Here is a 14,409-nt window from a genome sequence, read left to right as displayed (position 1 = left end):
CTCTTCCTCACTGCGCCGCGGCGGACAGGAAGGTGCCCCGCCCGATGGCGACGGTCCGGCCGTCCTGGTCGAGCACCTCGGCCTCGGCCACCGACACCTGCCTGCCGGGCCGGATCAGGCGGCCGATCACCCGCAGGTCGCCCGGCAGCGCCGCGCGCAGGTAGTTGACGGTCAGGTCCACTGTGGGCACGCCGCGGCCGATGGTGCCGGTGAGCGCCCAGTCGGCGGCGAGGTCCAGCAGCGAGGCCAGGATCCCGCCGTGCGTGGCGCGGGTTTCATGGTTGCCGATCCACTCCTCGCGCCAGCGAGCGGTGAGTTCGATGCGGTCCTTGGTCAGCTCGACGACCCGCAGGTCCAGCCACCGGTGGTAGGGCGCGGCCCGCAGCAGTTCCTCGACGTCGGAGGCGGTCAGCCCGGCCATCACTCGTCGCCCCACGGGTCGACGACGATCTTGCCGATGAACTTGCGGTCTTCCAGCCGGGCCAGCCCCTCGCGGGCCCGGGACAGCGGCAGGACCTGGTCGATCAGCGGCTCGTAGTCGCCGGCCGCCACGCCGTCCAGCAGGGCGCGGAAGTCGTCGCCGGTGAAGCCGTTGGAGCCGATCACCTGCAGCTCGAAGGTCCAGATGTAGCGCAGGTCCTCGGTCGGGTCGTAGCCCGCCGTGGCGCCGCAGACCAGGATCTTGCCGCCGAGCTTCACGCAGCGCAGCGTCGGCGCCCAGGTGTCGCCGCCGGTGTAGTTGATCACCACGTCGACGCCGGTGTCGTAGCTGTAGCGCTGCGGCTTGCCGTGGTGCTCCTTGACGTAGTCCAGGAAGCTCTCGGTCTTGTAGTTGACGACCTCGTCCGCGCCGATCTCCTTGAGCTTCGCGCCCTTCTCGTCGTCGCCGACGGCGGCGATCACGTGCGCGCCGAGCTTCTTGCAGAGGATCACCGAGGCGGTGCCGACGCCGCCGGAGGCGCCGAGGATCAGCACCTTGTCGCCGGCCTTGACGGTCTCCTTCCCGACGATCATCCGGTGCGCGGTGCCGTAGGCCACCGGCAGCGCCGCGGCCTGGGCGTACTCGACCTCGTCGGGCAGCGGGATCAGCTGCTCGGCCGACACCAGCGCGTACTGCGCGAGGCCGCCGTCGAGGGTCTCGCCCATCAGGCCCCGCTCCGGGTGGATCGGGTGCACCAGCACGCGGTCGCCGACGGACCAGCCGGTCACGCCCTCGCCGAGCTCGGCGACGTCGCCCACCAGGTCCAGGCCGATGACCACCGGGAACGGGATCTTGATGCCCGGCATGCCGCGGGTGGTGAAGATGTCGTGGTAGTTGAACGACGTCGCCCGCACCTTGATCACGACGTGGCCGGGGGTGGCGGTGGGCTTCGGGTGGTCGTCGCGGAGGCGGAGCTGATCGAGGTCGCCGTGCCCTTCCAGGACCAGCGCGCGCATCGTGTCGGTCATCGGTGGCGGTTTCCCATCGGTGTTCGGTTTTCGGTGCGGTTCAGCGGAATTCGACGAGGCCGTGCTCGCCGGAGAGGGTGAGGGCGAGCCCGGCGGGTCCGGCGGCCAGCCGCAGCGAGGTGCCGATCGCCGTCAGCACCGGGCGCACGCCGTCGGGATCCGGGTGGCTGCCGGTGAACGACACCAGCTCCACCTCCGGCGGTCCGACGGCCGGCGACGTCGTGGTGCCCCAGTCGATGAGGAACGGGACGACGCCGCCGGGCAGCCCGTTCGGCGGTTCGGTGAGGCGCCATTCGAGCAGCTCGCCGGTGGTGGTGCGGCGCTGTCCCGGGCCGACCGGGCCGATGTGCGCCGCGGCCTCGTCGATGTCGGCCGGGTGCACCGCCCAGGCGGCCACGCGGGGTTCGCGCAGCGCCGCCAGCCCGAAGGTGAGGGCGTCGTCGCCGACGGTGCGGTCGGGATCCGGCCCGATGATCTCCAGGTAGCTGTCGCCGCCGAAGGAGACCAGGTAGTTGCGGGTGCCGCGGTCCGGGTGGGCGCCGCCCGCGGCGGGCCGCACGCCGGTGCGAGCGGTGAACTCGGCGACCGTCTCGTCCAGCGCCGGCGTGGCGATCACGACGTGGTCCAGTCGCGGCGGGATCGCCGGCGTCTCCGTTTCGCCCATCGGTTCGTCCTCCGTCCGGATGCGTTGCGTGCATCCTCTGCCGCGAATGTGTACACGTCAAAGATTTGTGTATACGTTCCACCATGTGAACGTCCGCACTGTCGCGCGCGAGCGTTCCTGCTGTTCAGGGCAACGAAAAACGGCCCCCACCAGATGGCGGGAGCCGCTTGCGGGGAGTGCCCGGCGCGTTACTCGAAGCGCGAGGTGTCACCGGCGCCGCGGCGGACGATCTCCGGCTCCGGGCCGGAGAAGTCGATCACCGTGGTGGGTTCGGTGCCGCACTCGCCGGAGTCGATCACGGCGTCCAGGACGTGGTCGAGCTCGTCCTTGATCTGCCAGCCCTGCGTCATCGGCTCCTCCTCGCCGGGCAGCAGCAGCGTGCTGGACAGCATCGGCTCGCCGAGCTCGGCCAGCAGCGCCTGCACCACGACGTGGTCCGGGATGCGCACGCCGACGGTCTTCTTCTTCGGGTGCATCAGCCGGCGCGGCACTTCCTTGGTGGCGGGCAGGATGAACGTGTAGCTGCCCGGAGTCGACGCCTTGATGGCGCGGAACACCGCGTTGTTGATGATCACGAACTGGCCGAGCTGAGCGAAGTTCTGGCACACCAGGGTGAAGTGGTGCCGGTCGTCGAGGTGCCGGATGGCCCGGATCCGGTCGATGCCGTCCTTGTTGCCGAGCTGGGCGCCGAGCGCGAAGCACGAGTCCGTCGGGTACGCGATGAGGCCGTTGTCGCGGACGATGTCCACCACCTGGCCGATCGCGCGCCGCTGCGGGTTCTCCGGATGCACGTCGAAGTACTTCGCCATGCGAGAAGCTTAGGATCGCCCGCAAGTCCGGGCTCACCGGCGTGCGGATTCGATCGACCGGCAGGTTTGAGACCTCACCGTGGCTAGCCACGGTGAGGTCTCAAACCTGCCAGATCCCGGCCCCGGTCGGGATTGTCGGGAACTTCGCCGGAGGAGCGCTCGTGGCGCGTCGTCCGCACGCCGCATTCGGGATCGCCGCAGGCATGATCGCCGGGGCGACCCTGCTGCAGCCGGTGCTCGGCCGGTCCGCTATTGGTGCGGCTGGGCTGCTCGTCGTCTGGGGCATCGCCTACGGCGCCGTGCCGGTCGCCTCGCAGACGTGGTTCGCGAAGTCCGCCCCGCACGCGCCGGAAGCGGCGTCGGTGCTGTTCACCGCGTCGTTCCAGGCGACCCTCTCTACGGGAGCCTTGGTCGGCGGCGTCATCCTGGACCGGACGTCCCCGTCGACGGTCATGGCGCTCGGTGGTGCGACGGCAGCCCTGGTGGTGCTGGCGACGTGGCTGCACTTCGCGATGCGCGTGCCTTGGCCCAAGGCCGACTAGAGGCCTTCGCTGCGAGGTCCTCGGGTCAGAGCAGGCCCTCGGACAGCAGCGCGGCGTGCAGGCCGGCGATCGTCTCCGGACGGCGCAGCGGCGCACCGAGCACATGCTCGGCCCGGGTGAGCCGGTAGCGCACCGAGTTCGGATGCAGGTGCAAGGCCTCCGCGGTGGCCGTCGTGTCGAGGTCCGCGCCCAGGTAGGCGACGACCGTTTCGAACAGCAGCGGTTGCTCCCGCAGCCCGGCCAGGAAATCGCCTGACTTCTCGGCGATCTCGGTGCTCGGCAGCCGGGCGATCAACCAGTTCGCGAGGGACAGGTCCCCGAAGTCCGCCGCAGTCAGCTTGCCGGGCACCGCGGTCATCCGGCCGAGCACGAATTCGGCGTCGGCCAGCGACTCCTTCGCCCGCCCCAGCGAGCGCACCGCGCGGCCGACGCCGACCCGCCCCGCCGGCAGCGATTCGACCGAACCGACCAAGGTTTCTCGCTCGCCCTGGGCGAAAACGAGGACATCGGCACCGTGCGCGGTGGCCAGGAACGGCATCCGGGCGGTGTTCAGCGCCGCCTCCACTTGGCCCAGCGCGCAGCGGTTCCCGGCCGGCCGGTAGACCAGCATCCGGCAGTCCGAGCCGAAGTCGAAGCCGACGATGCGGGCCCGCCGGTCCAGGTCTCCGTCGCCGTCCGCGGTGGCCCCGTCCAGCAGTGCACTTTCGAGCAGGTGCCGGCGCTGTGCGCGGAGTTCCGCAGGTTCGTGCTCACGAGCCACGTACATCACGCCCAGCAGCTGGGCCGCCGAGCGCAACACCGGCAGGAGCTGCGCCCCGTCCCCCTCCCGGGCCTCCCTGACCAGCCAGCCGAACATGTAAGGCCCGGTTCGCACCGGCAGCGCGAGGTACCGCAGATCGTCGACGCCGACCTCTGCCGGGCCGTTGGCCGGCTGCGCGTGCAGCGCCTCGCGCAACTCCCTGGCGTGCCGGTGGTCTTCCGGCCAGTTGGGCCGGCCATCGGTGCGCAGCAGGATCACTTCGGTGCCCACCAGCGGTTGCAGCCGCCGCAGCAGTGCGATCTCGGGGGCTTCGGCATGCGCCAACGGGTCGTCCTCCTCCACTCCCATCAGGTATGCCTGCGTCTGCAGCACCCGTTGCAGCAGTTCCGGGGAGGAGCCCAGCACCTTCTGCTGCACGAAGCCGATCACGTCCCGGTGCGGCGTCTCCAGCGGCACCTCGATCACCGGGAACCCCAACCGGTCCGCCTCGTCCAGCAGTGCCGTCGGGACCCGCCGCGTGACGATGCCGGTCGCGTAGCCGAGCGCAGCGATGTTGGACCCCGCGAGCTCCCGAACCAGCGCCCGCTGCTCCGCCGGCTTGCGCTGGATGCGCATGCCGGTCGTCAGCAGCAGCCAGTGCGGCGGCACCCACCGCGACGGGTTGGCGATCTCGATGGCGTGCGCGCCGTCGATCTGGCGGGCGGGGCCGGTGTCGGCCGCGGTCAGCAGCCGCAGTCCCAGCCTCGCCTCGGCGAGCAGGTCCGCGAGGCGCAGCGGGCCGTCATCGGGCAGGATCCTCACCCGCCCATCCTGCACATGGCGGGTGGCGTTCAGGCAACCGCCGGATCACGCGGGCGTCATCCGGCGTTGCCGAGCGCCCGGTCATTCCCGCAGGTCGTCGAGCGTGGTTTCCGGGGCGATCCGGGCGCCGTCGATGCGCAGCTCGACGATGGCCGGGAGGCCTGCGGCGAAGGCTCGGTCCAGCGCCGGACCTACCTGCCCGGTTTCCTCGACCAGTTCGCCGTGCCCACCGAAGGCCCGGGCGTACGCGGCGAAATCGGGGTTCACCAGGCGCGTTCCAGATTCCCGGCCGGGATGCCGCAGCGCCTGGTGCTGGCGGATCGTGCCGTACATGCCGTTGCTGACCACGAGGATCACCGGCGCGGCGCCCTCGGCGACGGCCGTGGCGAACTCCTGGCCGTTCATGAGGAAGCAGCCGTCTCCGGCCACCGACACGACCCTCCGCTGCGGATGCCGGATGGCCGCGGCCACCGCCGCCGGGACGCCATAGCCCATCGAGCCGTTGCGCGGCGCCAGCTGCGCCGGAAAAGTGCGGTAGGAAAGGTAGCGCTGCGCCCACAGGGCGTGGTTGCCCGCGCCGAACGTGACGACGGCGTCAACCGGTAGGCGTTTTTGCAGCTCCGCCATGGCGATTCCGAGGTCCAGCCGGTCACCGACCGGTTGCGGCGTGCGGTACCACTCGAAACGTTCCCGCAACTCGCGCGTCCGCGCGGCCCACGGGCGCTCGTCGGGTGGCGACGTCGCAACCATGGCCCCGGCGAAGGCCGCCGGGGTGGCGAGGAACCGGTGCCGCGGCCGGTGGATCGCGGCGTGCCCTTCCGGGTCCGGCAACACCGACACGACCGCGGCGTCCGGCCGCACCAGCGACCAGCCGTCCGAGGCGACGTCGCCGAGTGGGGTGCCGACCGCGATCACGACATCCGCGCCGGCGAGTGCGCGAGCGGTTTCGTCGTCCCGGCCGAAGCCCAGGAATCCCGCGTAGGAGGCCGATTCGTTGTCCAGGAGGTCCTGATGCCGGAAGTCGGTGACGACCGGCAGCTCCCAGTTCTCGGCCCACTGCCGGATCAGCGCGGCTGCGCCGGGTTCCCAGGGCGAACCGCCGAGCACCACCAGCGGCCGCCGGCTGTCGGCGATCAGGGCCGCCACCGAGTTCGCCTGCTCGGCCGCGATCGCCATTTGCGGCAGCGGGAACGGTTCCCCGTCCGCCACCTCGGCGGCATCGCGGAGCATGTCCTCCGGCAGACCCACCACGACCGGACCGGGGCGACCGCTGCGCGCGATGAGGAAGGCCTGCGCCAGCTGTTCGGGGATCCGGTCGGCTCGGTCGATCGTCAGCACGGACTTCGCCGATGCGCCGAACGTGCGAGCCAGGTCGAACTCCTGGAACGCTTCGCGATCGCGTTCGCCGCGCGGGATGAGGCCGACGAACAGCAGCAACGGCACCCGGTCCTGCCAGGCGGTGTGCAGGGCGACCAGGGCGTTCGACGCGCCCGGCCCCCGCGTCACCAGGCACACGCCGACGCCGCCGGTGAGCCTTGCGTCCGCGTCGGCCATGTACGCCGCGCCGCCTTCGTGGCGGCAGACGACGAGCCTGATCGGCGAGTCGTGCAGCGCGTCGAGCACCTCCAGGTAGCTCTCACCCGGCACGCAGAACGCCGTGGTGACACCGTGCTTCTCCAACTGCGCGACGACGAGTTCGCCACCGCTGCGGGCCGTGTTCACCGTTCGCTCCCCTCACTCGATCGCCAGGCTTGGAATCACACGGCGTCCCATTCGGGGGCGCGGCGGCTGACGTGGTGCGCGCCCACGGAGCCGGCCAGCGTGATGAACGCGATCAGCGCCAGCAGCAGCGCGGGTCCCCACGACTGCCCGCCGGTCACGCCCAGCGCCCAAGTGCCGGCCAGCGGCCCGAACCCGGCCAGGATGTTCGCCAGCCCGACCGACAAGGCGACGCCGCTGTAGCGAAGCCGGGCCGGGAACATCACCGACAGCGCGACACCGATCGGCCCGTACGGGATGGAGATCGCGCCGATGCCCAGCGAAACACCGGCGATCACCAGTACCGGGATCTTGGAGTCGACCAGCCAGAACACCGGGAAGGCGACCAGCACCGAGATCGTCGCGCCGATGACGCACACCTTCGCCGCGCCGATCCGGTCGGCGAGACGGCCCGCGACGATGATCACCAAGATCTCGACCACGGCGCCGACGAGCGTCGCGTTCAGCGCCAGCGTGCTGCTGAGCTGCAACGTCTTCGAGATGTAGCTGATCATGAAGGTGGTGAGCACGAAGAACGCCGCAGTACCCGCCAGGTACGCCGCGCCGCCGATGATCAACCGCCCCCACGCGGTGCGGATCGTCTCCAGCACCGGCAGCTTCTCCTCCTTCTGCTCGGCCAGCGCCGCCCGGAACAAGGGCGATTCCTCCACCTTGACCCGCAGGTACAGCGCGATCGCCAGCAGCACGAACGCGGCCAGGAACGGCACCCGCCAGACCCAGGACCGGAACATCTCGTCAGGCAGCAACGTCAGCACCGCGAAGACGCCGGAGGAGACCAGGGTCGCCGTCGGTGAGCCGAGTTGCGGCACCGCCGCGTAACGCCCGCGCTGCTCCGGCGGGGCGTGCTCGATCGCCAGCAGCGCCGCGCCGGTCCACTCGCCACCCGCCGAAATCCCCTGCAACAGCCGGAGCACGGCCAGGATGATCGGCGCCGCGATCCCGATGGTCTGGTATGACGGCAGCAAGCCGATGAGCCCGGTGGCCACGCCCATCAGCGTCACGGTGCCGATCAGCGCCGCCCGGCGGCCGAGGCGGTCGCCGATGTGGCCGAAGATCACCGCCCCGACCGGCCGGGCGACGAAGCCCAGCGCGAAGGTCACCAGCGAGGCGATGACGCCGATGGCCGGGTCCAGCGCGGGGAAGAACAGCGCCGGGAAGACCAGGGCGGCCGCCGTTCCGTAGATGAAGTAGTCGTACCACTCGAGGGCGGTGCCGAAGTACGTGGCCAGGGCGATCCGGCGGATCTCCGCGGACCGGTTCGGCTTCGCGGCCGGTTCGACGGCTGTCGCCTCGGGCATGAGCGGTCCCTTCACGGGCGAGCACTGGATGCCGTGGCGTGCTCGGCCTGGCAGCGGAATGCGATGTGGACATGCTCAGCACCCGGCGCGGCGCTGTCATTGGCGAAAGCGAGAAACAAAACGCGGCTATTGGTGGATCCACCACTGGCGTTTCCGCGTCCGATGCGCAGCGGCCGATCCTAGCCGGAACAAGGTCTTTACCCGATCTCGTGTCCTTCGGCTATGCTCGGCGCCGACGCCGCGAACGTCGGTCCACAATGGAGTGTCGTGTCGCTTTCCCGGCCGGTGGAAGGATTTCGGAGAACCGATGAAGATCGATCTGATCCTGCGCAACGGCCACGTGTGGACGATGGGCGAGCCGGGACGCACCCACGCGCTGGGCGTCCTCGGCGGCCGGATCGTGGCGGTGGGCGACGACGCCACCGGCCTCGAAGCAGACCAAGTGGTCGATCTCGGCGGCCGCACCGTCATCCCCGGTTTCCACGATGCCCACGCGCACACGGGACGCTTCGGCCTCGGGCTCACCCAGTTGGACCTGTCGGACGCCACCGGCCTCGACGACATCTACCAGCGGGTGGCCCGCCGCGCGGCGGACCTGCCGGAGGGTGCCTGGCTGATCGGGCACAGCTACGAGCCCGCCGGGTACGGTGGCGGGCACCCGCGCCGCGACGACCTGGACCGGATCGCCCCGGCCCACCGCGTCTGGCTGAAGCACCGCAGCGAGCACATGGGCGTCGGGAACACGTTGGTCCTCGACGACGCGGGCGTGTTCGGCACCGACCAGGTGCGCGGCGGGATCATCGAGCGCGACGGCGCGGGCGAGCCGACCGGGCTGCTGCAGGAACAGGCGCAGGCACTGGTCAACGACCTGCTGGTGCCGGTAGCGATCCGGGAGCTCGTCGAGGCGATCGGCGCGGCGCACCAGAGGTACGTCGCCGAGGGCCTCGTCGCCTGCCAGGAAGCGGGCATCGGCGGCGGCTGGATCGGACTGAGCCCGGTCGAGCTCGCCGCCTACCAAACCGCGCGGCGCGAAGGAGGGCTGCGCGTCCGGACGACCCTGATGCCCACCTACGAAACACTGCGGGAACTCAACGGACACGACGCCGACGAGCTCGAACTCGGCCTCGACCTCGGGTTGACCACCGGACTCGGCGATCCGATGCTGCGGCTGGGCGCGGTGAAGATCTTCGCCGACGGGGCGTTGGCCAGCCGCACCGCCGCGATGACCGACGATTTCTCCAACGAGCCCGGCAACCGAGGTGTGCTGCAGCTGGAACCCGAAGAGCTCCGGGGCCGAATCATCAGAGCGCACCGCTCGGGCTGGCAGGTCGCGACGCACGCCATCGGCGACCGCGCGGTCGGCCTCGCCATCGACGCCTACCGGGAGGCGTTGACCCGGTGGCCGCGTGCGGACGCCCGCCACCGCATCGAGCACTGCTCCGTGACCACGCCCGAACACGTCAGCGCACTCGCCGAGCTGGGTGTCGTTCCGGTGCTGCAGAACTACTTCATCCACACCCTCGGCGACGCGGTGCTGTCCAACGTCGGCCCGCAGCGCCGCGACTGGGTCTACCGGCTCCGGTCCCTGCTCGATGCCGGGATCCCGGCGGCGGGCAGCTCCGACCGGCCGGTAGCGGACGGCGCGCCGCTGAAGGCGATCCAGCGCATGCTGACCCGCCGCACGGCCGGCGGAGAGGCCTTCTCCCCGCACGAAGCGGTTTCCTTCGAAGAAGCTCTGCGCTGCTACACCGTCAACGCCGCGCACAGCGCGTTCCTGGAGCACCAGCTCGGGACGCTCACCCCGGGCAGGCTCGCCGACGTGGTCGTGCTGGCCGAAGACCCGACGGCGGTCCCCGCCGATTCCCTCGACCAGATCGGCATCGCGGCGACCATCATCGGCGGCCGACCCGCCCACGACCCCGACGCCCTGCTCGGCTGATGCCCGGTTGCGCGATGTCGGCGATCGCGCCCCGGACATCGCGGCGGCGGCCGGACACCGTACCGGCCCGGTCAGACCAGTACAACGGCTGTCATCTGCGAGTTCACCTGATAGATTCGGCACCGCAACGCGATTCGTCCATTCAGGATCGTCACGTCTGATTCCGGTGCGGCCCAAGCACTTCACCACCGCCCGACAACCTGTTCCCTCGTCCTGCCCCTGCACGAGAAGGGACGGTCGATGTTCAAGAAAGCCATCGTTTCCTGCGCCGCTCTGCTGTTGTCGGCCGCCTGCGCCGGTCCCGGCTCGGCCGGCGACGCGTCCGACTACCCCGAAGACGAGATCCGGCTGATCGTCCCCTACGCCGCCGGTGGCCCCACCGACATCGCCGGCCGCGCGGTGGCCCGCTTCCTCGAACGAGACCTCGGTCGACCGGTGGTCGTCGAGAACCTGCTCGGCGCGTCGGCCACCACCGGCACCACCGAGCTGGTCCAGAGCAAGCCAGACGGCTACACGATCGAGATGGCCACCACCTCGCCGCTGGTGCTGGTTCCGCAACTGCAGAACCTGGGCTACGACAAGGACTCCGTGGCGACCATCGGCGTATCGATGCAGATCGCTTCCGTGCTGGCGGTTCGCGCCGACTCGCCGTACCGCACGGCCGAGGAGTTCTTCGCGGCGGCGCGGCAGAATCCGGACCGCATCACCGTGAGCCTGCCCGGTGCGAACACCCCGCAGGGCATCGAACTGCGGCGGCTGCGCGACGAACACGGGGTGGCGCTGTCCCTCGTGCCCTTCAACGGCGACGCCGAGGCCGTCGCGACCCTGCTCGGCGGCAACTCCGATGCGTTCTTCGGATCCTCCGGCGACGTGGTGATGTCGCGGATCCGGTCCGGCGAATTCCGCGCGCTCACCGTGGGTTCCGCCCAGCGCCTGCCGTACCTGCCGGACACGCCGACGTTCACCGAACTCGGCTTCGCCGGGCTGACGCTGAGCACCTCGACCTACGGCCTCGTCGCGCCCGACGGCACCCCGCCGGAGATCACCAGGCGGCTCGAAGCGGCGCTGCGGTCGGCGCTGGAAGATCCGGCCGTCCGCGAGCAGATCGGCGCGGAGTACATCCCGGCCCAGTTCATCGGTGCCCAGGATTTCCGCGCCCTGCTGGACGAATCGTGGGCGATCTACGAACCGATCCTGCGTCGGTGACGGAATCGAGGTGGTGGTGTCATGCGAACGAAGAAGATCGCGATGACCGTCGCGCTGCTGGCCGCACTCGTGCTGCCGGTGGCCTGCGGGTCGGGCGGCGGGAAGTCGGACTACCCGGCCGACGAGATCCGGCTGATCGTCCCGTACACGCCCGGCGGGCCGACCGACCTCGCGGCGCGCACCATGGGCGACTACTTCCAGCGCAGCCTGGGCCAGCCCGTGGTGGTCGAGAACATGCCCGGCACGGCCGGTTCGGTGGCGATGAACGAGCTCGTGTCCAGCAAACCGGACGGTTACACCTTGAAGCTGATCGCGGCACCGGCCACCGTCATCACGCCGCTGATCCAGGACGTCGGCTACGGCCCCGGCGACTTCGAGACGGTCGGCGTCATCTCCGAGATGCCGTCGGTGCTCTCGGTCGGCACCGGGTCGAAGTTCACCACCGCCGAGCAGTTCTTCGCCGAGGCGAAGGCCCGGCCGGCACAGCTCAAGGTCGGCGTACCGGGCGCGACGACCTCGCAGGCCATCGAATTGCGCCGCCTGGCAGGCGAGTACGGGGTGCAGGTCACCGTGGTGCCGTTCAACGGCAACATGGAGATGATCCCGGCCCTGCTCGGCGGCAACATCGATGCGCTGTTCTCCAACCTCTCCGAGGACATTCGCGCGCAGTTCGACGCGAACGCCTTCCGGCCGCTGGCCATCAGCCCGCGCGGCCGGGTCGACTACCTGCCGCAGGTGCCCACCCTGCACGAACTCGGCTACCAGAGCCTGACCTACAGCACGTCGCTGTTCGGGCTCGGCGTGCCGAAGGGGACGCCGCCGGAGATCATCGACGAGCTGGAGCAGACCCTGCGGGCCGGGCTGCAGGATCCGCGGGTGCGCGAGCAGCTCGACGAGGCCTACGTCCCCGACCAGTTCATCGACCGCAACGCGTTCCGGGCCCGGCTGGACGAGATCGTCCGGGTCTACGGCCCGGTGGCCAAGCAGATCGGCGGTAACTAGGTTGGCCGCCCGCGAGCCGCGCCGATCCGGTTTCGCGCACCGCATCGGCGGCGCGGTGGCGCTGCTGGTGGGCGTTTTCTTCGTGGTGCAGGCCCATTCCCTCACCCTCGGTGATTTCGCCGCCCCGGGGCCGGGATTGTGGCCGTTGCTGATCGGGCTGGTCATGACCGGCGCCGCGATACTGGTGCTGCTCACCGATTCCGGCGCCGACCACGAGCCGCTCACTCCTGCCGCACGCAACGTCGTGTTCGGCATCGCGGGGCTGGCGGTGTTCATCGCGGCGTTCACGTACCTGGGCTTCATCCTGCCCGGCCTGGTGACGTTCGCCTGCTGGCTGCGGTTCCTGGCCCGCGAGTCGTGGCGCAACGCGCTGCTCCTCGCGGTGGTGCTCACCGCGGTGTTCTACGTCCTGTTCGTGCCGGTGCTGGGTGTGCCGTTCCCGCAGGACGTGGTGGCCGCGCTTTGGGGAGGTGACTGATGATGGGGTTCGAGTCGATCCTCACCGGGTTCGAGGTCGTCTTCGCGCCGGAGAACCTGCTCTACGTCTTCCTGGGCGTGCTGATCGGGACCGTCATCGGCGTGATGCCGGGGTTGGGTCCGACTGCGACGATCGCGCTGCTGCTGCCGCTCACCTACGGCATCGAGCCGGAATCCGCGGTCATCATGCTGGCCGGGATCTACTACGGGTCGATGTACGGCGGCACCATCACATCGGTGCTGCTGCAGCTGCCCGGCGAGGCGGCGTCGGTGGTCACCACGTTCGACGGGTACCAGATGGCCAAGCAGGGCCGCGCCGGTCCCGCGCTGGGCATCTCGGCCATCGGGTCGTTCATCGGCGGAACCGCGGCGGTGGTCGGCCTGACGCTGTTCGCCCCGCTGCTCGCGTCGTTCGCCGTCCGTTTCGGCCCGCCGGAGTACACCGCGCTCACCGTGCTGGGCATCCTGCTGGTCACCTACCTCGGCACCAAGTCGGTGCCGAAGAGCCTGGTGGCCGCGGCATTCGGATTGCTGCTCGCCTCGATCGGCCAGGACCCGATCGAGGGCACCGCGCGGTTCACGCTGGGTTTGACGGATCTGCTGGACGGCCTGGACTTCGTCGCGATCGCGATGGGTCTGTTCGGCGTCGGGGAGGTGCTCTACAACCTGGAGCGCGACACCAAGGGGTCGATGGTCACCAACAAGATCGGCCGGTTGTGGCCGACGATGCGGGACTGGGCGGCGTCGAGGGGCGCGATCCTGCGCGGCTCGATCCTGGGTTTCGTCATCGGCGTGCTGCCCGGTGGCGGTGGCGTGGTGTCCTCGTTGGCCTCCTACGCGCTGGAGAAGCGTCGGTCGCGGCATCCCGAGAGGTTCGGCAAGGGTGCCATCGAAGGTGTCGCCGGCCCGGAGACGGCGAACAACGCCTCTTCGGCGTCCGCGTTCATCCCGCTGCTGACGCTGGGCATCCCGTCGAACGTGGTGCTGGCGCTGATCTACGGCGCGCTGCTGATGCAGAACATCACGCCCGGGCCCCAGCTGGTGTCGGAGAACCCGGAGATCTTCTGGGGCGTCATCGCCTCGATGTACCTCGGGAACCTCATCCTGCTGGTGCTGAACCTGCCGCTGGTCGGGGTTTTCGTGCAGCTGCTCCGGCTGCGGGTCGGGGTCCTCGGCGCCATCGCCGTGATGGTCACGATGGTCGGGGTGTTCAGCATCAACAACGACACGTTCGACATGTGGGTCGTGCTGGTGTTCGGGGTGATCGGGTACCTGATGCGCAAGTCGGGTTTCGAGCCCGGACCGCTGGTGCTGGCGTTCGTGCTCGGCGCGATCATGGAGCGTTCGTTCCGGCAGTCGATGCTGCTGTCCAACGGCGACCTCGGCATCTTCGTGACCCGCCCGATCTCCGGCACGATCGTGCTGATCGCCGTCGCCGTGATCGCCTTCTCCGCCTTCCGGCTCGTGCGCTCGCGCAGGCGGCGCGACCAGGACGAACAGCGATCGTCGTCCGAGGTCCGCTAACGCCGGTCATCCAATGTGGAAAGCGGTGCCCGAAACCGGCGATGTCGCCTATTGACCCAGACGAGTGACCCCAGTTACATTCCCGCCGAAAAAGGGATTTCTGCCCGGACGGCGGCCATGCGCTTGTCCGAACACCGCCGAACGGCACGGAAGGCGACC

The 14,409-nt window shown here is 70.1% G+C and carries 13 protein-coding genes; 6 read left to right on the top strand and 7 right to left on the bottom strand.

Annotated features, from left to right (window positions below; genetic code table 11):
- Window positions 1-7 precede the first annotated feature (7 nt).
- The 4 genes from AC07EQ_RS03225 to AC07EQ_RS03210 form a co-directional block, all read right to left on the bottom strand.
- Window positions 8-436, bottom strand: coding sequence for a PaaI family thioesterase (locus tag AC07EQ_RS03225; protein ID WP_478386306.1), 429 nt, complete (start codon window positions 434-436; stop codon window positions 8-10).
- Window positions 421-1,449: a zinc-binding dehydrogenase gene (locus tag AC07EQ_RS03220; protein ID WP_478386305.1), complete on the bottom strand. Its 1,029-nt coding sequence runs from the start codon at window positions 1,447-1,449 to the stop codon at window positions 421-423. Before AC07EQ_RS03220 ends, AC07EQ_RS03225 begins: the two co-directional genes overlap by 16 nt.
- A gap of 40 nt (window positions 1,450-1,489) precedes the next feature.
- Complete coding sequence (locus tag AC07EQ_RS03215; protein WP_478386304.1) at window positions 1,490-2,113, bottom strand: VOC family protein; 624 nt, start codon at window positions 2,111-2,113, stop codon at window positions 1,490-1,492.
- Window positions 2,114-2,301: 188 nt separating this feature from the next.
- The gene (locus AC07EQ_RS03210) at window positions 2,302-2,922 is read right to left on the bottom strand and encodes an L-threonylcarbamoyladenylate synthase (protein ID WP_093274135.1); all 621 of its coding nucleotides are present in this window, start codon (window positions 2,920-2,922) and stop codon (window positions 2,302-2,304) included.
- A gap of 161 nt (window positions 2,923-3,083) precedes the next feature.
- Between AC07EQ_RS03210 and AC07EQ_RS03205 the strand changes: the two genes are divergently transcribed.
- Window positions 3,084-3,464: a hypothetical protein gene (locus AC07EQ_RS03205; RefSeq protein WP_478386303.1), complete on the top strand. Its 381-nt coding sequence runs from the start codon at window positions 3,084-3,086 to the stop codon at window positions 3,462-3,464.
- Between the two features lie 25 nt (window positions 3,465-3,489).
- Here the strand turns inward: AC07EQ_RS03205 and AC07EQ_RS03200 are convergent, their stop codons facing one another.
- The 3 genes from AC07EQ_RS03200 to AC07EQ_RS03190 all read right to left on the bottom strand — a co-directional run bounded on the left by AC07EQ_RS03200 (window position 3,490) and on the right by AC07EQ_RS03190 (window position 8,102).
- Window positions 3,490-5,025: a PucR family transcriptional regulator gene (locus AC07EQ_RS03200; protein WP_478386302.1), complete on the bottom strand. Its 1,536-nt coding sequence runs from the start codon at window positions 5,023-5,025 to the stop codon at window positions 3,490-3,492.
- 81 nt (window positions 5,026-5,106) lie between these two features.
- A complete protein-coding gene (locus AC07EQ_RS03195; protein WP_478386301.1) occupies window positions 5,107-6,747 on the bottom strand; it encodes a thiamine pyrophosphate-dependent enzyme in 1,641 nt (546 codons plus the stop codon).
- A 35-nt stretch (window positions 6,748-6,782) separates the two neighbouring features.
- Window positions 6,783-8,102 carry an MFS transporter gene (locus tag AC07EQ_RS03190; RefSeq protein WP_478386300.1) on the bottom strand — a complete coding sequence of 440 codons (1,320 nt, stop codon included), beginning with the start codon at window positions 8,100-8,102 and terminating at the stop codon, window positions 6,783-6,785.
- A gap of 307 nt (window positions 8,103-8,409) precedes the next feature.
- Here AC07EQ_RS03190 and AC07EQ_RS03185 point away from each other — a divergent pair, with 307 nt between their 5' ends.
- The 5 genes from AC07EQ_RS03185 to AC07EQ_RS03165 all read left to right on the top strand — a co-directional run bounded on the left by AC07EQ_RS03185 (window position 8,410) and on the right by AC07EQ_RS03165 (window position 14,250).
- Window positions 8,410-10,041, top strand: a complete 1,632-nt coding sequence (locus tag AC07EQ_RS03185) for an amidohydrolase (RefSeq protein ID WP_478386299.1) — start codon at window positions 8,410-8,412, stop codon at window positions 10,039-10,041.
- A gap of 240 nt (window positions 10,042-10,281) precedes the next feature.
- Complete coding sequence (locus AC07EQ_RS03180; RefSeq protein WP_478386298.1) at window positions 10,282-11,247, top strand: tripartite tricarboxylate transporter substrate binding protein; 966 nt, start codon at window positions 10,282-10,284, stop codon at window positions 11,245-11,247.
- Window positions 11,248-11,268: 21 nt separating this feature from the next.
- Window positions 11,269-12,249 carry a Bug family tripartite tricarboxylate transporter substrate binding protein gene (locus tag AC07EQ_RS03175; protein WP_478386297.1) on the top strand — a complete coding sequence of 327 codons (981 nt, stop codon included), beginning with the start codon at window positions 11,269-11,271 and terminating at the stop codon, window positions 12,247-12,249.
- Window position 12,250: 1 nt separating this feature from the next.
- Window positions 12,251-12,727, top strand: coding sequence for a tripartite tricarboxylate transporter TctB family protein (locus tag AC07EQ_RS03170; protein WP_478386296.1), 477 nt, complete (start codon window positions 12,251-12,253; stop codon window positions 12,725-12,727).
- The gene (locus tag AC07EQ_RS03165; protein WP_478386295.1) at window positions 12,727-14,250 is read left to right on the top strand and encodes a tripartite tricarboxylate transporter permease; all 1,524 of its coding nucleotides are present in this window, start codon (window positions 12,727-12,729) and stop codon (window positions 14,248-14,250) included. The genes AC07EQ_RS03170 and AC07EQ_RS03165 overlap by 1 nt, the downstream gene beginning before the upstream one ends.
- Window positions 14,251-14,409: the final 159 nt, after the last annotated feature.

The organism is Saccharopolyspora sp. NPDC045839, assembly GCF_056431645.1.
The sequence above is the reverse complement of the archived record's forward strand: the minus strand, read 5'-3'. Positions and strand labels throughout refer to the sequence as shown.

What these genes read in the sequence shown, in the direction of transcription:
- AC07EQ_RS03220 (WP_478386305.1), bottom strand. Translation starts at nt 1,449, where the DNA reads ATGACCGACACGATGCGCGCGCTGGTCCTGGAAGGGCACGGCGACCTC.
- AC07EQ_RS03215 (WP_478386304.1), bottom strand. Translation starts at nt 2,113, where the DNA reads ATGGGCGAAACGGAGACGCCGGCGATCCCGCCGCGACTGGACCACGTC.
- AC07EQ_RS03210 (WP_093274135.1), bottom strand. Translation starts at nt 2,922, where the DNA reads ATGGCGAAGTACTTCGACGTGCATCCGGAGAACCCGCAGCGGCGCGCG.
- AC07EQ_RS03190 (WP_478386300.1), bottom strand. Translation starts at nt 8,102, where the DNA reads ATGCCCGAGGCGACAGCCGTCGAACCGGCCGCGAAGCCGAACCGGTCC.
- AC07EQ_RS03185 (WP_478386299.1), top strand. Translation starts at nt 8,410, where the DNA reads ATGAAGATCGATCTGATCCTGCGCAACGGCCACGTGTGGACGATGGGC.
- AC07EQ_RS03180 (WP_478386298.1), top strand. Translation starts at nt 10,282, where the DNA reads ATGTTCAAGAAAGCCATCGTTTCCTGCGCCGCTCTGCTGTTGTCGGCC.
- AC07EQ_RS03175 (WP_478386297.1), top strand. Translation starts at nt 11,269, where the DNA reads ATGCGAACGAAGAAGATCGCGATGACCGTCGCGCTGCTGGCCGCACTC.
- AC07EQ_RS03165 (WP_478386295.1), top strand. Translation starts at nt 12,727, where the DNA reads ATGATGGGGTTCGAGTCGATCCTCACCGGGTTCGAGGTCGTCTTCGCG.